This is a genomic window from Streptomyces hebeiensis, from assembly GCF_052983195.1.
Window position 1 is genome coordinate 5,617,246 of sequence record NZ_CM129812.1, and the last position, 20,403, is coordinate 5,637,648.

The 20,403-nt window shown below is 71.0% G+C and carries 18 protein-coding genes; 9 read left to right on the top strand and 9 right to left on the bottom strand.

Annotated elements, in window-relative coordinates; genetic code table 11:
• Positions 1–12: 12 nt before the first annotated feature.
• Positions 13–552 carry a DUF6114 domain-containing protein gene (locus tag ACU6P3_RS24215; protein ID WP_344268618.1) on the top strand — a complete coding sequence of 180 codons (540 nt, stop codon included), beginning with the start codon at positions 13–15 and terminating at the stop codon, positions 550–552.
• Entirely contained in the window at positions 542–2,023 is a 1,482-nt protein-coding gene (locus tag ACU6P3_RS24220) for a hypothetical protein (protein ID WP_447194089.1), read from the top strand. Before ACU6P3_RS24215 ends, ACU6P3_RS24220 begins: the two co-directional genes overlap by 11 nt.
• Here ACU6P3_RS24220 and ACU6P3_RS24225 read toward each other — a convergent pair.
• On the bottom strand, positions 2,008–2,700 hold the full coding sequence (locus ACU6P3_RS24225; RefSeq protein WP_447194090.1) for an ATP-binding protein: 693 nt from the start codon (positions 2,698–2,700) through the stop codon (positions 2,008–2,010). The genes ACU6P3_RS24220 and ACU6P3_RS24225 overlap by 16 nt on opposite strands.
• Before the next feature lie 267 nt (positions 2,701–2,967).
• On the opposite strand from ACU6P3_RS24225, the gene ACU6P3_RS24230 reads away from it, so the two are divergent.
• Both ACU6P3_RS24230 and ACU6P3_RS24235 read left to right on the top strand, forming a co-directional pair.
• Entirely contained in the window at positions 2,968–3,852 is an 885-nt protein-coding gene (locus tag ACU6P3_RS24230; protein ID WP_447194091.1) for a helix-turn-helix domain-containing protein, read from the top strand.
• 5 nt (positions 3,853–3,857) lie between these two features.
• Complete coding sequence (locus tag ACU6P3_RS24235; RefSeq protein WP_344268627.1) at positions 3,858–4,058, top strand: DUF397 domain-containing protein; 201 nt, start codon at positions 3,858–3,860, stop codon at positions 4,056–4,058.
• Positions 4,059–4,132: 74 nt separating this feature from the next.
• Here the strand turns inward: ACU6P3_RS24235 and pyk are convergent, their stop codons facing one another.
• The 3 genes from pyk to pta all read right to left on the bottom strand — a co-directional run bounded on the left by pyk (position 4,133) and on the right by pta (position 9,179).
• Complete coding sequence (pyk, locus tag ACU6P3_RS24240) at positions 4,133–5,572, bottom strand: pyruvate kinase (protein ID WP_447194092.1); 1,440 nt, start codon at positions 5,570–5,572, stop codon at positions 4,133–4,135.
• Positions 5,573–5,646: 74 nt separating this feature from the next.
• Positions 5,647–6,924 (bottom strand): acetate kinase, encoded by a 1,278-nt coding sequence (locus ACU6P3_RS24245; RefSeq protein ID WP_447198048.1) that lies wholly within the window; start codon positions 6,922–6,924, stop codon positions 5,647–5,649.
• A gap of 179 nt (positions 6,925–7,103) precedes the next feature.
• Positions 7,104–9,179 (bottom strand): phosphate acetyltransferase, encoded by a 2,076-nt coding sequence (gene pta, locus ACU6P3_RS24250; protein WP_447194093.1) that lies wholly within the window; start codon positions 9,177–9,179, stop codon positions 7,104–7,106.
• Positions 9,180–9,560: 381 nt separating this feature from the next.
• Between pta and ACU6P3_RS24255 the strand changes: the two genes are divergently transcribed.
• From ACU6P3_RS24255 to ACU6P3_RS24270, 4 genes are all read left to right on the top strand, one after another.
• Positions 9,561–10,586, top strand: coding sequence for an ATP-dependent 6-phosphofructokinase (locus ACU6P3_RS24255; RefSeq protein WP_447194094.1), 1,026 nt, complete (start codon positions 9,561–9,563; stop codon positions 10,584–10,586).
• A 256-nt stretch (positions 10,587–10,842) separates the two neighbouring features.
• Complete coding sequence (locus ACU6P3_RS24260) at positions 10,843–11,277, top strand: hypothetical protein (protein ID WP_447194095.1); 435 nt, start codon at positions 10,843–10,845, stop codon at positions 11,275–11,277.
• An 8-nt stretch (positions 11,278–11,285) separates the two neighbouring features.
• Complete coding sequence (locus tag ACU6P3_RS24265; RefSeq protein WP_447194096.1) at positions 11,286–12,323, top strand: hypothetical protein; 1,038 nt, start codon at positions 11,286–11,288, stop codon at positions 12,321–12,323.
• Positions 12,320–12,601: a hypothetical protein gene (locus tag ACU6P3_RS24270; protein WP_447194097.1), complete on the top strand. Its 282-nt coding sequence runs from the start codon at positions 12,320–12,322 to the stop codon at positions 12,599–12,601. The genes ACU6P3_RS24265 and ACU6P3_RS24270 overlap by 4 nt, the downstream gene beginning before the upstream one ends.
• 50 nt (positions 12,602–12,651) lie before the next feature.
• Here the strand turns inward: ACU6P3_RS24270 and ACU6P3_RS24275 are convergent, their stop codons facing one another.
• From ACU6P3_RS24275 to ACU6P3_RS24295, 5 genes are all read right to left on the bottom strand, one after another.
• Entirely contained in the window at positions 12,652–13,479 is an 828-nt protein-coding gene (locus ACU6P3_RS24275; protein ID WP_447194098.1) for a carbohydrate ABC transporter permease, read from the bottom strand.
• A gap of 31 nt (positions 13,480–13,510) precedes the next feature.
• Positions 13,511–14,398, bottom strand: coding sequence for a carbohydrate ABC transporter permease (locus ACU6P3_RS24280; protein ID WP_447198049.1), 888 nt, complete (start codon positions 14,396–14,398; stop codon positions 13,511–13,513).
• A gap of 124 nt (positions 14,399–14,522) precedes the next feature.
• Positions 14,523–15,887 (bottom strand): extracellular solute-binding protein, encoded by a 1,365-nt coding sequence (locus tag ACU6P3_RS24285; protein ID WP_447198050.1) that lies wholly within the window; start codon positions 15,885–15,887, stop codon positions 14,523–14,525.
• A gap of 269 nt (positions 15,888–16,156) precedes the next feature.
• Complete coding sequence (locus ACU6P3_RS24290) at positions 16,157–16,828, bottom strand: response regulator (RefSeq protein ID WP_447198051.1); 672 nt, start codon at positions 16,826–16,828, stop codon at positions 16,157–16,159.
• A 185-nt stretch (positions 16,829–17,013) separates the two neighbouring features.
• Positions 17,014–18,777, bottom strand: coding sequence for a sensor histidine kinase (locus tag ACU6P3_RS24295; protein WP_447194099.1), 1,764 nt, complete (start codon positions 18,775–18,777; stop codon positions 17,014–17,016).
• 154 nt (positions 18,778–18,931) lie between these two features.
• On the opposite strand from ACU6P3_RS24295, the gene ACU6P3_RS24300 reads away from it, so the two are divergent.
• Positions 18,932–20,317: a cation:dicarboxylate symporter family transporter gene (locus ACU6P3_RS24300; protein ID WP_447194100.1), complete on the top strand. Its 1,386-nt coding sequence runs from the start codon at positions 18,932–18,934 to the stop codon at positions 20,315–20,317.
• Positions 20,318–20,403: the final 86 nt, after the last annotated feature.

A 20,403-nucleotide genomic window follows, 5' to 3' on the forward strand; every position in this document is an offset into this window, starting at 1 on the left:
GAGCTGTTTTCCATGAGCGCCGAGTCCACAGGTTCCCGCGGATTCACGTACTGGCGGCTTCGGTTCCGCGCCTGGCGAGGCACCCGGCCGTTCTGGGCGGGCCTGTTCACCCTGCTCGGCGGACTGCCGATCGCCTACTTCCCCTACGCGCAGCTCCATCTCGGCAACCTGACCCTGGCCATGTCCACCACGGCGGGCGCGGGATCGCTGATCATCGGCGTCCTGCTGGTGACACTGGGGCTGACGATGTGGTTCCAGAGCATCGTCCGCGTCTTCGCCGGTGTCGCCGCGATCCTGCTCGCGCTGGTGTCGATCCCGGTGTCCAACATCGGCGGTTTCCTGCTCGGCTTCCTGTTCTCCCTGATCGGCGGCGCGCTCTCCATCTCCTGGGCCCCCGGCGAACCCGTCAGACCGGCGGCCGGGCCGGACACCCCCCGCGGAGCGCCGGTCCCCGACGACGACCCCTTCTTCCCCGAGCCGCGCGACGGGGAGGCCCCGAACGTCCCGGATATGACTGCCCAAGCGAACGGCGGGAGGAAAAGTGCGGGGTGACGGCGCGCCGCGCGACGCGGCCGGGGGCGAGACGCCCCGTACGAGAAAGGGGCCGCGTCACGCGGCACCGAGAAAGTCGCTCCTGACCAAGCTCCAGATACCCGCGGGCAAGGCGATGGCCCTGGCCGCGATGCCGACGGCGGTCTTCGTGGGGATGGGGCTCACCCCCCGGCTCGCGCTGGCCGAGGACAGCAAGGACATCCCCTTCGCGCCGGGCCCGTGCGTGACGCGCTCGGACGGGCCGGACGCTTCCGGGTCGCCCTCGCCCTCGCCGTCCGCTTCCGGCAGTTCGAAGCCGGACGGGTCCCCGTCCGGGAGCCCGGCCCCGTCGGGCAGCGGGCAGGACGAGCGGCCGGACGGGGAGCGGAGTCCCTCGGGTGACGGCGGTACGGGGGGCACGGGGGGCGCGGCCGACACGGGCGCGTCGCGGCCGGGGACCGCGCCGTCGCCGTCACCCTCGGGGAGTCCCGCACCGACGCCCACGCCGACACCGGCACCCACCCCGACGAAGACCAGGAATCCGCTCGATCCGCTGGGCCTGGGTGACGCGCTGGGCGGCCTGTTCGGCGGTGACGGCGCGAAGGAGACGGCCGACCCGGAGCCGAGCGCCACGGCGGACCGGCCCGCGGACACGGACCCGGGCACGTCATCGGGTGAGGCTGCCGACAAGGCCGGAGCCGAGGACGCCGACAAGGCCGCGGACAACGGCGCCGACAAAGCCGCCGACAAAGCCGCCGACAAGGGCGTCGGCAAGGCCGCGGGCAAGGGCGTCGGCAAGAAGAAGGACGGCTCGGACCGGGCCTCCGACGACACGGCCTCCGACGATACGGACGACGCCGCCGACGACGCGGCGGACGAGACCAGGAAGTCCATCGAGGAAGCGGCCCGGAAGGCCGGCGTCTCCGTCGAGGAACTGGACGACGCCGCCAAGGGCCTCGAAGCCCGCAAGGACGACGACATCCCCTCCGCGGCGAGCGGCAAGGAACCCTTCCCCTGCCCCACCCCGGACCCCGAAGCCCTCGCCGCGGCCGAGGAGGAGCCGGGCATCCCGCTGCTGCCCGACGACCCCTGGACGCTGCACAGCACGCTGCTGACGCTGCGCGGGCTCGACTACAAGGGGATCGTGGAGGTGCGGACGGCCGGCGGAGAGGTCAAGAAGGCGCTGAAGTTCACGTCCACCTCCATCGACATCAAGGACCTGCACCAGACCGTCGTCTACCCCGAGGGAAAAACGGGGAACGTGAAGGCGGCCGAGGGCTCGACGTCCACCTTCCGCGACGGCGAGGTGACGATGTACACGGAGAAGCTGACGGGCAACCTCTTCGGCATCGTCCCGATCACCTTCAGCCCGGAGACCCCGCCGCCGCTGAACGTCCCGTACGCCTTCTTCACGGACGTGGAGGTCATCCAGGCGGGCCAGTTCGGCGGCACCCTGACCATCCCCGGCCTGCGGAACTACCTCACGGACTGACGTCCGGCCGGCTCGGCCCGGGCGGACGCGCGGGCCCGCGCCCGGTGCTCTGCCGGAACCGGCGACATGGTTGTGGTCCACACCGACCGGTCGGTGTGGACCACAACCACGTCGCCAACTCGCCTGCCCGAGCGGGAGGTTCGGGCGCCTTTTGCGTCCCGCGTCGCGTTCGGCGGGCCCCAGGGCGCATCAGAGCCTGGGGGGCCCTTTCCTCGTGCCCCGTCCCGGGGTGCCGCCACCAGTACGTCGATCTCCGCGTAGACCGTTTTGCCGACATGCCGCGGTTCGACGCCCCAGCGATCCGCGAGCTGCGCGACGATCAACAGCCCCCGGCCGAAGCATTCGTCGTCGTCCGCGACGCGCGGGGCGGGCAGGCGTTCCCCGCGCGGGTCGCTGACTTCGATGCGGAGGGCGCGGGGGTGGAGGGCGACGCGCACCTGGAACAGGCGGTCGCGCAGGCAGCCGTGCAGGAGCGCGTTGCTGCCGAGTTCGCTGACCAGCAAGGCGGTGGTCCAGGCGAGTTCGGGAAATCCCCACTCGGTGACGAGGCGTTCGGCGCGGCGGCGGGCGAGACGGACGCTGCCGGCGGTGGGGGTGTAGTTCAGCCGGTCCTCCCGGAGGACGGGCGGACTTTCCTGTTTCGGCCGGGAATCGGGCGCCTCTGGGGAAGAGGTCATGACGCGCACCTCCGTGTGCGGTCGGGGGTTGCCCGTACGGGGTGCGCCCGGCGGTGGCGGTGCCGCGCCCACGGCTGCGGCGGTTCCGACGCAGGGCAGGGCGGTGCACTTCCGCCGTTTGGCGCCGCTGTGCGAGCGGTTGGATGCTGAACGTAGCCATCGCATTGGCGGGTAAGCACCCTCACGGGGAGAAATATCCCCGCGAGGGTGATTGCCCCTGCTGGGTGGCTCTTGCAGACTGACCCCGGCACCAGGAGGAGATGGGCGATGGCACAGCTGCGAGCGAACATGGGGAACCGCGTAACGACGGTTCTGGCACGGCAGTTGGGCAACCAGTTGTTGGCCTTCAGAGTGGCCGCGGGGCTCAACCAGTCGCATGCGGCGGAGGCGCTCAGCTCGCAGACCGCGAAGGTCGGCAAGATGGAGCAGGGATGGGTGCCATTTCGTGATCCCGACGTCATCGCGCTGTGCAAGCTGTACGGCGTCGCGGACGAGCAGGTTGTGGAGGGCCTGCTCGGACTGGCCAAGCTGGACCGGGAACGCAGGAAGGCGAAGGGCTGGTGGGCGAGCCTCGACCCGGGAAACCTGCGGGAGTACATCGCGATGGAGGACACGGCACTCAAGGTGCGACTGTGGCAGCTCGCGCTCATCCCGGGGCTGTTCCAGACGGCTGACTACATCCGTGCCCAGAGCGTTTCCGCCGTCTCGCCCGACAACATCGACCACATTGAGCGGATCGTCGAGGTGCGGCTCAGGCGTCAGGCACGCCTGCTCGCTGACTGTCCGCTCCAGGTGCACGCGGTGATCTGGGAAGCGGCGCTACGACAGCTCGTAGGTGGTCCACACGTGATGGGAGAGCAGTTGGCCCATCTGCGTGAGGTGGCCGAACTGCCGAACGTCCGAATCCAGGTTCTGCCGTTTCGCGCGGGTGGCTACCCTGGCAACGGAGGCCCCTTCAACATTCTCTCGTTTGCCGAGGAGGGTGCGGTGGACGTGGTACACATGGATGGCCTCGGGTCCACGGCCTGGGTCGAGGGTCTGGAAGAGAGTGCCGAATACGCAAACCTCTTTGGACGTCTGTGCGCTGTCAGTCTCTCGCCTTTCGACTCGGCGCAGCTCATCGAGAGCATCGGCAAGGGAATGAGTGACTGACTGGCATGTTCCGGTTCGAGAAGTCCAGTTACAGCAACCCGACGGGCGAGTGTGTCGAAGTCGCTCTCAACCTGCCGGGCGTCGTCGCCATAAGGGACTCGAAGAATTCGGCGGGCGCGGTCCTGCGTCTCGCCCCCGCCGCCTGGGCCGCGTACATCGCGACCGCCCGAGGCGGCACGGCCCTGGCGCCGTCGCCACAGGACTGAGAACGCGCTCGGCCCCGTCGGCGCCGGGGGCGCAGGCGGGGCCGACGGGAGCCTGAAGGAGCGTCAGGCGGACGTCAGGCGGTCGCGCTGTCGGATCCGCCGCCCAGGTGGTGCACGCGCACCATGTTCGTCGTGCCGGGGACCCCGGGGGGCGAGCCCGCTGTGATGATCATGATGTCGCCCTCGCCGTACCGCTGGAGCTTGAGCACTTCCTCGTCCACGAGGTCGACCATCTCGTCCGTGCTGGCCACCCACGGCACGATGAAGGACTCCACGCCCCAGCTCAGCGCGAGCTGGTTGCGCGTCGCATGGTCCGTGGTGAAGGCCAGGATCGGCTGCGTCGCGCGGTAGCGGGACAGCCGGCGGGCCGTGTCACCGGACTGTGTGAAGGCGACCAGCGCCCTGCCGCCCAGGAAGTCCGCGATCTCGCAGGCGGCGCGGGCCACGGAACCGCCCTGCGTGCGCGGCTTCTTGCCCGGGACCAGCGGCTGGAGGCCCTTGGCGAGCAGCTCCTCCTCGGCGGCGACGACGATCTTCGACATCGTCTTGACCGTCTCGATCGGATACGCGCCGACCGACGACTCCGCCGAGAGCATGACCGCGTCCGCGCCGTCCAGGATCGCGTTCGCGACGTCGGACGCCTCGGCGCGGGTGGGGCGGGAGTTGGTGATCATCGACTCCATCATCTGGGTCGCCACGATCACCGGCTTGGCGTTGCGGCGGCACAGCTCGATGAGCCGCTTCTGCACCATCGGGACCTTTTCGAGCGGGTACTCGACGGCCAGGTCGCCGCGCGCCACCATCACCCCGTCGAAGGCCGCGACGACGGCCTCCATGTTGGCGACCGCCTGCGGCTTCTCCACCTTGGCGATGACGGGGACCCGGCGGCCCTCCTCGTCCATGATCTTGTGGACGTCCGCCACGTCGTGGGCGTCCCGGACGAACGACAGGGCGACCATGTCGCAGCCCATCCGCAGCCCGAAGCGGAGGTCCTCGACGTCCTTGTCGGAGAGCGCGGGCACGTTGACGGCCGCGCCGGGCAGGTTGATGCCCTTGTGGTCGGAGACGACCCCGCCCTCGATGACCATCGTCCTGACCCGGGGGCCCTCGACCTCGACCACCCGCAGCTCGACGTTGCCGTCGTTGATCAGTACCTGGTCGCCCTTGGAGACGTCACCGGGCAGGCCCTTGTAGGTGGTGCCGCAGATCGACTTGTCGCCGGCGACGTCCTCGGTGGTGATGGTGAACTCGTCGCCCCGCACCAGCTCGACGGGACCCTCGGCGAAGGTCTCCAGACGGATCTTGGGCCCCTGGAGGTCCACGAGGACGCCCACGGCGCGGCCGGTGTCCTGCGCCGCCTCCCGCACGCGGCGGTAACGGTCCTCGTGCTCCGGGTGGCTTCCGTGGCTCATGTTCAGACGGGCCACGTTCATACCGGCCTCGATGAGCGACTTCAGCTGCTCGTACGAGTCGACGGCGGGGCCCAGCGTGCAGACGATTTTGGAACGGCGCATGAGGCGGATCCTATCGGTTTGTTTCGACTCGGAATATTCCGTCTGGCGGAAGATACAAATGGGCGGGGGGCCGCTCAGGCGTCGTCCGCCCGGCCCGTGCGGGCCCGGTCCGCACCGCCCGCGCGGTCCCCGCCGACCAGTGCGAAGGTCTGCGCGGCGATCTCCAGCTCCTCGTCGGTCGGGACCACGGCCACCACGGTCCCGGCGGAGTCCGGCGAGACGATCCGGGGCTCGTCGGACCGTACGGCGTTGCGCTCGGCGTCCACTGCCAGGCCCAATGCCTCCAGACCCGCGACGGCGGCCTCCCGTACGGCAGCCGCGTTCTCCCCGACGCCCGCCGTGAACGCCACCGCGTCGACCCGGCCGAGCACCGCCGTGTAGGCGCCGATGTACTTCCTCAGCCGGTGGATGTAGATGTCGAAGGCGAGCGCGGCCCGCGGGTCGCCCTCGTCGATCCTGCGGCGTATCTCGCGCATGTCGTTGTCCCCGCAGAGACCGACCAGACCGCTTTTCTTGTTGAGAAGTTCATCGATCTCGTCCGTGGACATCCCCGCCACGCGCTCCAGGTGGAAGGTCACCGCGGGATCGATGTCCCCGGAGCGCGTACCCATCACCAGCCCCTCCAAGGGGGTCAGTCCCATCGAGGTGTCCACGCACCGGCCGCCCGCGACCGCCGACGCCGACGCCCCGTTGCCCAGGTGCAGCACGATCACGTTGACGTCGGCTGGGTCCTTGCCCAGCAGTTCGGCGGTCCTGCGGGAGACGTACGCGTGCGAGGTGCCGTGGAAGCCGTAGCGCCGGATGCGATGGGCGTCGGCCGTCTCGACGTCGATCGCGTAGCGGGCCGCGTGCTCGGGCATCGTCGTGTGGAAGGCGGTGTCGAAGACGGCGACCTGGGGCAGGTCCGGCCGCAGCTCGCGCGCGGTACGGATGCCGGTCAGGTTCGCCGGGTTGTGCAGCGGCGCCACCGGCACCAGCCGCTCGATCTCCGCGCACACGGCGTCGTCCACGACGGTCGGCTCGCTGAACTTGAGCCCGCCGTGCACCACCCGGTGGCCGATGGCCGCCAGCTCGGGGGAGTCGAGCCCCAGCCCGTCCCGGGCCAGCTCGTCCGCGACCGCCTTCAGCGCGGCGGTGTGATCCGCGATCGGGCCCGTGCGCTCGCGCCTGCCCGCCCCGTCGGGACCGCCGGTCAGCGGGGTGTGCACCAGCCGGGAGGTCTTCTCGCCGATGCGCTCGACCAGCCCGACCGCGAGGCGCGAGCTGTCCGCCATGTCCAGGAGCTGGTACTTGACGGAGGAGGAGCCGGAGTTGAGGACGAGGACTCGGGTGGGTCGGGAACGCTCGGTCACGGAGGTGGCGCCTTCTGTGCTGGTGCTGGAACGGGTGTGGCTGGTGGTACGGGTACCCACGGAGCGGGCGGCAATGGCGCCCCCGGCCGAGGCGGTGGTGTCGCCCCTGCCGGCCGTGCGGGCGCCCGAGGGCCGGGCAGAGGTGAGGGCGGGGCCCACGGTGTCGTCGGCCGACGCGCTCACGCCGGCTCGCCCTGCGCCTGGATCGCCGTGATCGCGACCGTGTTGACGATGTCCTGCACCAGCGCGCCGCGCGAGAGGTCGTTGACCGGCTTGCGCAGCCCCTGGAGCACCGGGCCGACCGCGACCGCGCCCGCCGAGCGCTGGACGGCCTTGTAGGTGTTGTTGCCGGTGTTCAGGTCCGGGAAGACCAGTACGGTCGCCTGCCCCGCCACCTCCGAGTCGGGCAGCTTCGTGGCGGCCACGGACGGCTCCACGGCCGCGTCGTACTGGATCGGGCCCTCGATCCGCAGATCGGGCCGGGCGGAGCGGACCAGCTTGGTCGCCTCGCGCACCTTGTCGACGTCCGCGCCGGAGCCCGAGGTGCCGGTGGAGTACGAGAGCATCGCGATGCGCGGTTCGACACCGAAGCGGGCGGCGGTCGCGGCGGACTGGACGGCGATGTCCGCGAGCTGTTCCGCGTCCGGGTCCGGGTTCACCGCGCAGTCGCCGTACACCAGCACCTTGTCCGCCAGGCACATGAAGAACACGGACGAGACGATCGACGCGTCGGGGCGCGTCTTTATGATCTCGAAGGCCGGCCGGATCGTCGCGGCCGTCGAGTGCACCGAGCCGGACACCATGCCGTCGGCCAGGCCCTCCGCCACCATCAGCGTGCCGAAGTAGTTCGGGTCCGAGACCACGTCGTACGCCAGCTCCACCGAGACGCCCTTGTGCGCGCGCAGCGCCGCGTACCGCTCGGCGAAGCCCTGGCGCAGCTCGGAGGCGACCGGGTCGGTCAGCTGGGTGTCGCCCAGGTCGATACCGAAGTCCGCCGCCTTCTTCCGGATGACGTCGGTGTCGCCGAGCAGGGTCAGGTCGCACACGCCCCGGCGGATCAGCACGTCCGCCGCGCGGAGCACGCGCTCCTCGGCCCCCTCGGGCAGGACGACCCGGCGGCGGTTCGACCGGGCCTGTTCCAGCAGGTCGTGCTCGAACATCATCGGCGTCACCCGGCCGCTGCGCGCCACCGACGTCCTGGCCACCAGATCCGCGGTGTCGACATGGCGCTCGAACAGGCCGAGGGCGGTCTCGGCCTTGCGCGGCGTGGCCGCGTTCAGCTTGCCCTCCAGGCCGAACAGCTCGGCGGCGGTGGGGAAGGAGCCGCCCGGCACCGAGATCACGGGCGTGCCGGGCGCGAGTCGCGCGGCCAGGGCCAGGACGGACTCGTCGGGCCGCTCGTCCAGGGTGAGGACGACCCCCGCGATGGGCGGGGTGCTCGCCGAGTGCGCGGCGAGGGCGCCGACCACCAGGTCGGCCCGGTCGCCGGGGGTGATCACCATGCAGCCGGGGGTCAGAGCGGCGAGGAAGGTGGGCAGCATCGCGCCGCCGAAGACGAAGTCGAGCGCGTCGCGGGCGAGCCCGGAGTCGTCGCCCAGCAGCACCTTTCCGCCCAGCGCGTGGGTGACCTGCGCGACGGTCGGCGCGGACAGCGCCGGCTCGTCCGGCAGGACGTAGGTGGGGACGGGCGGCTGGTCGGTCAGGGCCTCGGCGATCGCCGACCGGTCGCCCGGGGCCACCCGGTTGACCACCATGGTCAGGACGTGGCAGCCCAGGGCCTCGTAGGCGCGGTAGGCGTTGCGGGCCTCGGCCGCGACGGACTCCGCGCTCTGGCCCTTGCCGCCGACCACGGCTATCACCGAGGCGCCGAACTCGTTGGCGAGCCGCGCGTTGAGCGACAGCTCGTCGGGCAGCTGAGTGGCGGCGAAGTCCGTGCCGAGGACGAGCACCACCTCGTAGTTCCGCGCCACCCGGTGGAACCGCTCGACCAGCCGGGACACCAGCGCGTCCGTGCCCTCCTCGGCCTGGAGGGCGGACGCCTCGTGGTAGTCGAGTCCGTACACGTCCGCCGGGTCCTGCGAAAGCCGGTAGCGGGCGCGCAGCAGCTCGTAGAGCCGGTCGGGCCCGTCGTGGACGAGGGGCCGGAACACCCCCACCCGGTCCACCTGCCGTGTCAGGAGTTCCATGACTCCCAGCTCCACGACCTGGCGGCCGTCCCCCCGGTCGATCCCGGTCACGTACACGCTCCGCGTCACGCGCGCTCTCCCGTCCGTACTCGTGGGACGGCTCGGCGAGCCGTACGGGGGCGCGCCCCGAGGCCCGGGCGAGGTCCCGGTATATGCGAACTCATGTCTGGACAAAAATTTCCATTAGGGTGGCGATGCCCCCTTGACAATACCTCTGGGGGTGATAAGGCACCTTGTGGTGTATACCCCGCGCGGTACGGGGGTACGAGCCGGGCCCGGGCCTTCGCGCCGGTACGTGGTGCGCATCACCCGTGGGAGGATCGGAAAGCGGCTCATGCGCGGGGACGGTTCATACGCGAGGCCGGCTCATGCGCGGGGCCGGACCCTGTGCGGGGGCCGCGGCCCCGCCCCCGGGAATCCACAGCACTAGCGAGCAGGAGATACAGCACGATGCGTATCGGAGTTCTCACCGCAGGCGGCGACTGCCCCGGCCTGAACGCAGTGATCCGGTCGGTCGTGCACCGGGCCATGACCGGGCACGGAGACGAAGTCATCGGCTTCGAGGACGGGTTCAAGGGCCTGCTCGACGGCCACTTCCGCCCCCTCGACCTCAACGCCGTCAGCGGCATCCTCGCCCGTGGCGGCACGATCCTGGGCTCGGCCCGGCTGGAGCGCGGGCGGCTGCGCGAGGCCGCGGAGAACTGCGCCCAGCTCGCCCGCCGTTACGGCATCGACGCGCTCATCCCGATCGGCGGCGAGGGCACGCTGACCGCGGCGCGACTGCTGTCGGACGCGGGGATGCCCGTCGTGGGCGTGCCGAAGACCATCGACAACGACATCTCCTCCACCGATCGCACCTTCGGTTTCGACACCGCGGTCACGGTCGCCACCGAGGCCATAGACCGCCTCAAGACCACGGCCGAGTCCCACCAGCGGGTGATGGTGGTCGAGGTCATGGGCCGGCACGCGGGCTGGATCGCGCTGGAGTCGGGCATGGCGGGCGGCGCGCACGGCATCTGCCTGCCGGAGCGGCCGTTCGAGGTGGACAGCCTGGTGAAGATGGTCGAGGAGCGCTTCTCCCGGGGCAAGAAGTTCGCGGTGATCTGCGTGGCCGAGGGCGCGCACCCGGCGCAGGGGGCCATGGAGTACGGCAAGGGCGAGATCGACCAGTTCGGCCACGAGCGCTTCCAGGGCATCGGCAACCGCCTGGCCGCCGAGCTGGAACGCCGGCTGGGCAAGGAGGCCCGCCCCGTGATCCTCGGCCACGTCCAGCGCGGCGGCACCCCGACGGCGTACGACCGCGTCCTGGCCACCCGCTTCGGCTGGCACGCGGTGGAGGCGGTGCACCGGGGCGAGTTCGGGAAGATGACGGCGCTGAAGGGCACGGCGGTGGAGATGGTGCCGCTGGCGGAGGCGGTGACGCAGCTCAAGACGGTGCCGGAGGACCGGATGTTCGAGGCGGAGTCCGTCTTCTGACGGTTCGGCGCGCCTGTTGAACCGTCGCGTCGTCATGTGCCGGTTCCGTGCTCCTGCTGAACGGTCGGTTCGTCTTGTGGCGGTTCGGTGCACCTGTTGAACGGTCGGTTCGTCTTCCGGCGCGGTGGTCGAGGGTGCTCCCGGGGAGTGTGCGCCCGAACGGATCATCGGGTTACGGTGCATGGGTATGCGTGCATCCGCCACGCAGCTGTGCTGTTCGAGGCGGACGCACCGTAGCCGGACGAACGGGGGACTGATGTCTTTTGACGAGGAATGGGCCCGGCACAAGGCCGACGCCCAGGCGGAGCAGGACGTGGGAACGCGGCTCAACTCGGCCGGTGGCGGCGACCGGGGAACGAAGAAGAAGCTGCATGTGACACCTTCCGTGCTGCGCGGTCGCGCGGGCAAGGCCGAGAACAAGGCGGCCAAGGAGTTCCGGGACGCCCACAAGAGCGCCGTGACGACGACGTCCGAGGTGCCGGGCTCCATGAGGGGATTCTCGTGTGACGAGGCCTTCGCGGACTTCATCGCCTCCTGGAAGAAGGGCGCCGCGTACGTGGCCGGCCAGATCGGCAAGGACGGGCTGGCGACGGCCCTGCGGTCGGCGGCGGACTCCTTCGACGACGAGGAGGACGAGCGCAAGAAGTCCTTCAAGAAGGAGTACACGTACAAGCCCGGCGACGTCATCTAGGGGGAAGCGTGACGCTGACGTACAAGGACGTGAGGGGCGTCGACCTCGCGACGTTCTCGACGGCGGTCGACGCCTGGGGCAAGCTGCCCGGGCAGATCGGAGAGGCCGGCAGCACGTTCCGCACCGAGGTGGCCAAGGGGCTGCGGGAGTCCGACTGGAAGGGGGACACGGCGGAAGCGGCGTGCACCGAACTCGAGGCCCTCGAGTACGAGATCGACCACGCGGCATCCGAAGCGAAGAGCATCCACACCTTCCTCCATGCCTGCCTCAAGGAGTTCCGCAGGACGAAGAAGGCGCTGGACGACATCGCGGACGAGGTCGCGGGCCACGAACATCTCTCGCTCAACGCGGCCGACGGTTCGGTGTACGTGGACGCCGACAAGGTGGAGCCCGAGCAGCTGGGGACGCTGAACAAGTCGTACCAGCCCACGGTCGAGTCCTACCGGACCAGGACCCGGCAGGCCGTCGACGACGCCGAGGAGGCCGATACGACCCTCCGCTGGTCCCTGCGCGAGCTGAGCGAGTGTTACGGCACGGGATTCTTCCCGGCGGCTCCGACGGGTCTCGCGGAGGCGCGGCGGATCCGTGAACAGAGCGCGCGCCAGACGGGTGAGAAGATCTCGCTGAAGGAGATCTCCGACCAGGAGATCCAGACCAGGCTGGACAACGCCTCCAAGGGCAAGTTCGGCAGCGGCACCCTCAAACCGGCGGCCGAGTTCCTCGGCTACCGGTCCTGGCTGAACAGCGCGGACAGCCTCCAGAAAGGCAAGTGGGCCGACGCCAAGACGTACTTCCTCGGCGGTATGCCGGCGTACCTGGCGGGCATGGAGGCCGAGTTGTTGGCGACCTCCGGCGGCGGCGGACGGCACCGCAAACCGACCCTGATGAACAAGGTGGGCAACGTCGGAGGGAAGGTCTTCGGCTTTCCGGCCGCCGTGGTCGCGACCGGGCTCGACTTCTACTACACGCCTGCCCAGCACGCGTCCGAGGGGCCCGACGCGAAGATCATGGCCCCCAAGGATCCGGGCAAGGTGCATTGGAAGTGAGCGAACACATGGGACCCCGAGGCGACCGGCCGGACGCCGGGCCGGCGAACAGAACGTTTTTCGAGGCCTTCCTCAGCAATCACCGGACCCTCGTCCTGGGCATCCTCGCGTCCGTCGCGGGCATCACGGGCGCCGTGGGCGGCGCGGGCGCGGGGGCGGACACGCGCGACGTCCTCGCGGGCGCGGGGATCGGGGCGCTGGGGCTGATCCTCACCGTCGCCTCCGTGACCGCCCTGGCGAGGAAGCCGCGCCGGGGGGCACCGAAACGTCCCCGCTGAGGGGCGAGGGCCGAGGGCCGGTGGCCGGCCGGGATGCCGTTTCCCGGCTCTCAGCCCTTCACCGCGCCGCCCAGGGCGAAGCCCCCGCCCAGGCGGCGCGAGATCAGTACGTACAGCACCAGCACCGGCGCCGAGTACAGGACCGAGAACGCCGCGAGCTGCCCGTAGATCACCGACCCGTAGTTGCCGAAGAACGTGAAGACCGAGACGGACGCGGGCAGTTGCTCCGGCGTGAGCAGCAGCATGAACGGGACGAAGAAGTTGCCCCAGAGCTGGATGAACGTATAGATCGTCACCACCGCGAGGCCCGGCCCCATGAGCGGCAGCACCACCCGGGTCAGCGTCTGGAGGCCGGACGCGCCGTCCGTCCTGGCCGCCTCCTCCAGGACCGTGGGCACGCCGTCCATGAAGTTCTTCATCAGCCAGATGGAGAACGGGAGCTGGGAGGTGGCCAGGAACAGCGCCGTGCCGTGGAGTGTGTCGACCAGATCGACCTGGACGAACAGTCCGTACACCGGGACCATGACCGCCGTGATCGGCAGGCAGGTGGTGAACAGGATCGTCAGCAGGTACGGCCGGGTCAGGCGCGAACGGTAGCGGGAGAGCGGATAGGCCGCGAGGGCCGCGCAGACCACCGTCAGCAGGGTCGCGCCGCCGCACAGGATCAGGCTGTTGAGCATCGGCGTGAACGTGATCTCGTCGGTGAGGACGGCCGCGTAGTTGTCCGTGGTGGGGGAGGCGGGCGCCCGTACGCGCAGGTCCGCTTCGCCGTCCACGGAGGCGAGCACCAGCCAGAGGAGCGGCAGGGCGAACGCCGCCGCGGTCAGCAGCAGGGCCCCGTCGGCGGCGAGGCGGCCGCGGCGGTGCCGGTTCGGCAAGCGTCCGCCCCCGGCGCGTGGGCCCGGCACGTCACACCTCCACCTTCATCAGCCGCAGGTAGACCAGCGAGAACAGCGCGCCGACGAGCAGCAGGAGCAGCGCCACCGCCGTCCCGTAACCGATCAGGCTCTTGAGGAACGCCTGGTCGTACATGAACACCGGCAGCGTCTGGCTGCGGTTGCCGGGGCCGCCGCGCGTCATCGCCCAGATCAGGCCGAAGACGGAGAGCGTCGAGAGGGTGTTGAGCATCAGGTTCGTGCCGATGGAGCGGCGGATCAACGGCAGGGTGATGTGCCAGACCCGCCGCACCCCGCCCGCTCCGTCCACCTGCGCCGCCTCGGTGACGTCCCGGGGGATCTCGGCGAGCGCGGCGGAGTAGATCAGCATCGAGAACGCCGTGCCGCGCCAGACGTTGGCGAAGGACACCGCCAGGATCGGCAGGGTGAACAGCCAGTTCTGGGAGGGGAGATGGAGCTGGTCCAGGATCGCGTTCAGGGTGCCTTCCCGGCGGAAGAACGCGTAGAGGAGGAACGCCGCGACGATCTCCGGCAGCACCCACGCGGCGATCACCAGCGCGCCGGTGAGCGTACGGACCGGGCGCGAGGCGGCGCGCATCAGCCCGGCCAGGGCCAGGCCGAGCGTGTTCTGGCCGAGGATCGAGGAGACGACGGTGAACACGAGGGTGAGCAGGACCGCGTTACGGAAGTCCGCGTCGGCGAAGGCGCGCCGGAAGTTGGCCAGGCCCACGAAGCCGGCACCGGCGGAGCCGGTCAGCTGGGCGTCGGTGAAGGCGATCCAGACGCAGTAGACGATGGGGCCCGCGAGGAAGAGCAGCAGCAGGACGGTGGCGGGCGCGAGGGGCAGCCAGCGCAGGAACCGCCACCGTGCGCGCCGGGCCCCGGCGGGTCCGGTGGTCAGCGCGCCGGCGTCGCGCGCCGGGGCGGCGGCCCCCGTCACGCGCGTCCCACCGCGGCGTCCCCCCGCCTCACCGCACCACCGCGACGTCCTCCCGCCTCACCACCGTGGATGGCGCCCTGCCGCCTCACCGTTTCACCACCGCGCCATCCACCAGCGTCGTCAACTGGGCGTCGTACTCCTTCGCCGCCTGCTCCGGCGAGCCGTCGCCCGTCGTCACCGTCTCCATCGCCTCGCCGATCGCCGCCGAGACCTGCGGATACACCGGAAGCGCCGGGCGGTAGTGCGTGTGCCGCACCAGGCCGGTGAAGAACTCGATGCCCGGCATCGACGTCTGGTAGCGGCGGTCGGCGGCCACGTCCTCGCGCACCGCGACCTGCGCGTCGACGATGTCCCACCGGACCGCGTTGTCCTTCGTCTGCATCGTCTTCAGGAACTCCCACGCCAGATCCGGGTTGTTCGCCCGCCGCGGGATCGCCCACGCCCAGCCGCCCGACATCGACACCTTCCCCGGCGGCCGGCCGGTGCGCGTGGGCATCGCCGCCTGCCCCAGCTCCTCCGCCCAGTCGGGCCAGCCCTTGGATCCCCCCTCCAGCCAGAACTGGCCCAGCCAGGAACCGTCCAGCGAGATCGCCAGCTTCCCCTCCGGGAACCACTCCGTGCCCACGCGCGTACCGACATTGGGGTCCAGCGCGTCGGAGACCTCGGGGCCGAGCTTCTCCGCGTACACGGTGCGGACGAACCCGAGCGCGTCACGGAAGCCCTTGCCGCCCACCACCCACTTCTTGGCCTTCGCGTCGTACAGCGGGTCCTCGCCCCGCTCCCCGGTGCCGTACAGCAGCATCTCGAAGCCCTGCATGACGGCCGCCTCGCCCGCCGCCTTGCCGGTGTAGACGTTCAGCGGGATGACGCCCGGAACCTTCCGCTTGACCGTGCGCGCCGCGTCCAGGACCTCCGCCCAGGTCCTGGGCCGCCAGTCGGCCGGCAGGCCCGCCCGCGCGAAGATCTTCTTGTTGAACCACAGGCCCCGCGTGTCCGTGCCGTCCGGCACGGCGTACGTCTTGCCGTCCCGCGCCCGCGCCGCCGCCTTAGCCGTGTCGACGAACTGCCCCCAGGCGGGCCACTTCGCCAGGTAGTCGTCCAACGGCCGCAGGTAGCCCGCCTCGATGTCGGCGTTGACGCGGAACGTGTCCTCGTAGACCAGATCCGGCGCGGTCTTCGGCGACCGCATCATCTGCTGCGCCTTGGTCGCGTAGTCGTTGTCCGGCGCCTGGATGGGGACGAGCCGGACCTTCTTGCCCGGGTGCGCCCGCTCGAACTGCTTCTTCACGGACTCCAGAAACGCGTCCTTGAACCGGACCTTGTTGTCGGTGGAGCGGTTGTACGCGACCTTCACCGTGTCCGGATCGCCGCCCGACCCGCCACCGCACCCGGTGGCGAGGGAACAGGCGGCGAGCACGCCGGCGAGGAACAGTGGGGCGGTGGGGCGCACGGGCACGACGTCCTCCTGAGCCGCTGGGAGCCGCCCGCCGAGCCGCTGAGCCGCCACGGGCCGCTCGGCGACCGTAGGACCGGGCCGGGAGGAAGGTCAATCCCCTTGCAGGGGAGAGGAGTTGCCGCCCCCTGGCGCACCGGTCCCGCCGTGCGCCGCACGGGTGCACGCGGCACGCACCCGTGCGTATACCGCGCCGTCCGGGCCGGGGGAGGTCAGTCAGGTCCGCGCGGATCCGGTCGGCGCGCGCGTCGGCTCAGCGCCTCGGTTCAGCGCGTCGTCGAGACCCACCGGTACTGCAACTCGGGCCGCCCCACGTGCCCGTACTGCGGACTCCGCTCCGCCCGGCCGCTCGCGACCAGGTGCTCCAGATACCGGCGTGCCGTGATCCGTGAGATCCCCGCCAGGGCGCCCGCCTCGGCCGCCGTCAGTCCCTCGACCGACGAGCGCAGCGTCCGGGTCACCGCCTCGAGCGTCGGCGCGCTCAGGCCCTTGGGCAGCGAGGACGGCTGCGGCGCGCGCAGGGCGCCCAGGGCCCGGTCCACTTCCTCCTGACCGCTCGCCTCCCCGGCCGCCGCGCGGAATTCGGCGTACCGCGTGAGCCGGTCCCGCAGGGTGGCGAAGGTGAAGGGCTTGAGGACGTACTGCACCACGCCCAGCGAGACCCCCTCCCGTACGACCGTGAGGTCCCGCGCCGAGGTCACGGCGATGACGTCCGCGTGGTGCCCCGCCGCGCGCAGGCTGCGCAGCAGCTGGAGGCCGTGGCCGTCGGGGAGGTAGAGGTCGAGCAGGATCAGGTCGATGTCGGTACGGTCCAGCAGCCGGCCGGCCGCCACGCGCGAGTGGGCGACGCCCTCGACGCTGAACCCGGGTACGCGGCCCACGTACAGCTGATGGGCGTCGGCCGCGACCGGGTCGTCCTCGACCACCAGCACCCTGATGGGGCTGCCGGAGGGCCCCGAGGGCCCGGGGCGGCCGGGCGCGTTCGACGCGCCCGACGGTCCGGCGGCACCCTGCGCACCGCTCGACGGTCCGGCGGCACCCTGCGCACCGCTCGACGGTCCGGCGGCACCCTGCGCACCGCTCGACGGTACCGACGAGCCCGACGGACCCTGCGCGTCCATGCTCATGGCCGCACCTCCGTACCCGCGCCGTCCACCTGCGCGCCGTCCGACCCGTCCGTGCCGTCCGACCCGTCCGTGCCGTCCACGTGCGCGCCGCCTGTTTCCGTCATGCCGGCCGCGGCCGCGGCCGCGGTTGTCACGGTCGCGGGCGTCGCCGCGCCGGACGGAACGGTCGCCGCCGGTCCCCGGCGGCCGTCCAGCGGCAGCCGTACGGTGAACTCCGCACCGCCCTCCGCGCCCCGCGCCAGCGTCACCGTCCCCCGCGCCCTGTGCACGGCCTGCCGGACGAGCGCCAGGCCCAGCCCGCGCCCGGGTCCCCTCGTCGACCAGCCGCGCCGGAAGACGTCGTCCATCGCGGCCGGTTCCACCCCCGCGCCCGTGTCCCGCACGCCCAGCAGCAGCTCCCCGTCGTCGGCCAGCGCGGTCACCGTGACCCGCGCGCCCTCGCTGCCCTGCGCCGCGTCCACCGCGTTGTCGATCAGATTGCCGAGGATGGTCACCAGGTCGCGGTCCGGCAGCGACGCCGGCAGCACTCCGTCGTCGATCCGGCTCTCGTCCGTCAGCACCAGCTCCACCCCGCGCTCGTTGGCCTGGGCCGCCTTGCCCAGCAGCAGCGCCGCGAGGACGGGTTCGCCGACCGCCGCGACCACCCGGTCCGTGAGCGCCTGCGCCAGCTCCAGCTCCGCCGTGGCGAAGTCCACCGCCTGCTCCACCCGGCCCAGTTCGATCAACGAGACGACCGTGTGCAGGCGGTTGGCCGCCTCGTGCGCCTGTGAACGCAGTGCCTGGGTGAAACCGCGCTCGGAGTCCAGCTCGCCGGAGAGCGCCTGGAGCTCGGTGTGGTCGCGCAGGGTGACCACCGTGCCGTGCCGCTCGCCGCCCACCACCGGACGCGTACTGACCACCACGACCCGGTCGGCGGTCAGGTGCACCTCGTCCGTACGCGGCTCGGAGGCCAGCAGCGCGCCGGTCAGCGACGCGGGCAGGCCCAGCTCCGCGACCGGGCGGCCCACGGCGGACTCGTCCAGCCCCAGCAGCTCCCGGCCCCCGTCGTTCATCAGCGCGATTCTCCGTCCGCCGTCGAGCATCAGCAGTCCCTCGCTGACGGCGTGCAGCGCGGCCTCGTGGTAGTCGTGCATCCGGCTCAGCTCGGTCGCGTTCATGCCGTGGGTGTGCCGGCGCAGCCTCGCGTTGATCACGTACGTACCCGCGCCGCCGAGGACGAGCGCCCCGCCCGCCATCAGCGACACCATCTTGACCTGCCGCGTCACCTGCGAGGACACCCGGTCCACCGTGATGCCGACGCTGACCAGGCCGGTGATCCTGCCGCCGTCCCTGACCGGTGTCACGGCCCGTATGGAGGGGCCGAGCGTGCCGGTGTAGGTCTCGGTGAAGGTCTTGCCGCGCAGCGCCTGCTCCGTACGGCCCAGGAAGCGCATCCCGATCTCGTCCGGGTCGGGATGAGTCCAGCGGATCCCCTTCGGGTTCATGATCGTGATGAAGTCGATGCCGGTGTCGTGCCGCACCCGCTCCGCGTACGGCTGGAGGCGGGCGGTCGGATCGGGCTCGCGGATGGCCTCCCGTACAGAGGGGGAATCGGCCAGCGAGTGCGCCGCGGCGAGCACCTCCTTGCGCGCCGAGTCCTCCGCCTGGTCGCGGCCCGTGAGGTAGGCGAACAGAGCGCATCCGGCCACCACGGCCGCGACGAGCACGACCTGCATGGCGAACAGCTGACCGGCGAGGCTGCGCGGTCGGGGCAGGTGCATGCAACAAGAATGCCTGGCCGGATTCATATGAACGAAATGAACGTAAGGGTGACCGGCGTCACAACTGTGGTGGATAGTCCTCGGGACCCCCTTCGGGACAGGGAATCCGGGACAGGGACCGGGGGTCACGCCAGGGACGAGTCAAGGAGGACCCGTGGCCGCTGCAAAACGGGACCGTACCCACTACCTGTACATCGCGGTGATCGCCGCTGTACTGCTCGGCATTCTCGTGGGCTTCACGGCTCCCGGTGTGGCTGTCGAGCTGAAGCCGCTCGGTACCGGCTTCGTCGACCTCATCAAGATGATGATCTCCCCGGTCATCTTCTGCACCATCGTGCTGGGCGTCGGATCGGTCAGGAAGGCCGCGAAGGTCGGCGCCGTGGGCGGGCTCGCCCTCGGCTACTTCATGATCATGTCGACCGTGGCGCTCGCCATCGGCCTGGTCGTCGGCAACATCCTGGAGCCGGGCTCCGGCCTGCACATCACGGAGGCCGCCCGGAGTGCGGGCGCCGCCCAGGCGGGCGGCGCGAGCGAGTCCACCGCGGACTTCCTGCTCGGCATCATCCCGACGACGATGGTCTCGGCCTTCACCGAGGGCTCCGTCCTCCAGACGCTGCTGATCGCGCTGCTCGCGGGCTTCGCCATCCAGGCCATGGGCTCGTCGGGCGAGCCCATCCTGCGCGGCATCGGGCACATCCAGCGGCTGGTCTTCCGGATCCTCGCCATGATCATGTGGGCCGCGCCGGTGGGTGCCTTCGGCGCCATCGCGGCGGTCGTCGGCGAGACGGGCCTCGACGCGCTGAAGTCGCTGGCCATGATCATGATCGGCTTCTACGTCACCTGTGCCCTCTTCGTCTTCCTCGTGCTGGGCGCGCTGCTCCGGGTGGTCTCGGGCATCAACATCCTCTCGCTGCTGAAGTACCTGGGCCGCGAGTTCCTGCTGATCCTCTCCACCTCCTCCTCCGAGTCGGCGCTGCCGCGTCTGATCGCGAAGATGGAGCACGTCGGCGTGAGCAAGCCCGTCGTCGGTATCACCGTGCCGACCGGCTACTCGTTCAACCTGGACGGCACCGCCATCTACCTGACGATGTCCTCCCTCTTCATCGCCGAGGCCATGGGCGACCCGCTCTCCATCGGCGAGCAGCTCTCGCTCCTGCTGTTCATGATCATCGCGTCCAAGGGTGCGGCGGGCGTCACCGGCGCCGGCCTGGCCACGCTGGCCGGCGGCCTCCAGTCGCACCGGCCGGAGCTGGTCGACGGCGTGGGCCTGATCGTCGGCATCGACCGTTTCATGAGCGAGGCGCGCGCCATGACGAACTTCGCGGGCAACGCGGTCGCCACGGTCCTGATCGGCACGTGGACGAAGGAGTTCGACAAGGAGCGGGCGGAGCAGGTGCTGGCCGGGAAGATCCCGTTCGACGAGAAGACCCTGGTGGACGACGGTCACGGCGGGCCCGCCGAGGCCGACGCCCCCGCCCCGGTGGAGCCTGCCGGCGCCGACCTGGACAAGGGCAGGGGCAGGGACAAGGCCGGGGTCTGAGGCCCCGGGTCCCGGACACACCAGTCCCGGACAACCGCATGAACCTTCGCGAATGAGCGGGGTCGGGTGCTTTCCCCACACCCGTG

Coding starts and splice junctions, on each gene's coding strand:
- ACU6P3_RS24215 (WP_344268618.1), top strand. CDS start 13: ATGAGCGCCGAGTCCACAGGTTCCCGCGGATTCACGTACTGGCGGCTT.
- ACU6P3_RS24225 (WP_447194090.1), bottom strand. CDS start 2,700: ATGACCTCTTCCCCAGAGGCGCCCGATTCCCGGCCGAAACAGGAAAGT.
- ACU6P3_RS24230 (WP_447194091.1), top strand. CDS start 2,968: ATGGCACAGCTGCGAGCGAACATGGGGAACCGCGTAACGACGGTTCTG.
- ACU6P3_RS24235 (WP_344268627.1), top strand. CDS start 3,858: ATGTTCCGGTTCGAGAAGTCCAGTTACAGCAACCCGACGGGCGAGTGT.
- pyk (WP_447194092.1), bottom strand. CDS start 5,572: ATGCGCCGTTCCAAAATCGTCTGCACGCTGGGCCCCGCCGTCGACTCG.
- ACU6P3_RS24255 (WP_447194094.1), top strand. CDS start 9,561: ATGCGTATCGGAGTTCTCACCGCAGGCGGCGACTGCCCCGGCCTGAAC.
- ACU6P3_RS24260 (WP_447194095.1), top strand. CDS start 10,843: ATGTCTTTTGACGAGGAATGGGCCCGGCACAAGGCCGACGCCCAGGCG.
- ACU6P3_RS24295 (WP_447194099.1), bottom strand. CDS start 18,777: ATGCACCTGCCCCGACCGCGCAGCCTCGCCGGTCAGCTGTTCGCCATG.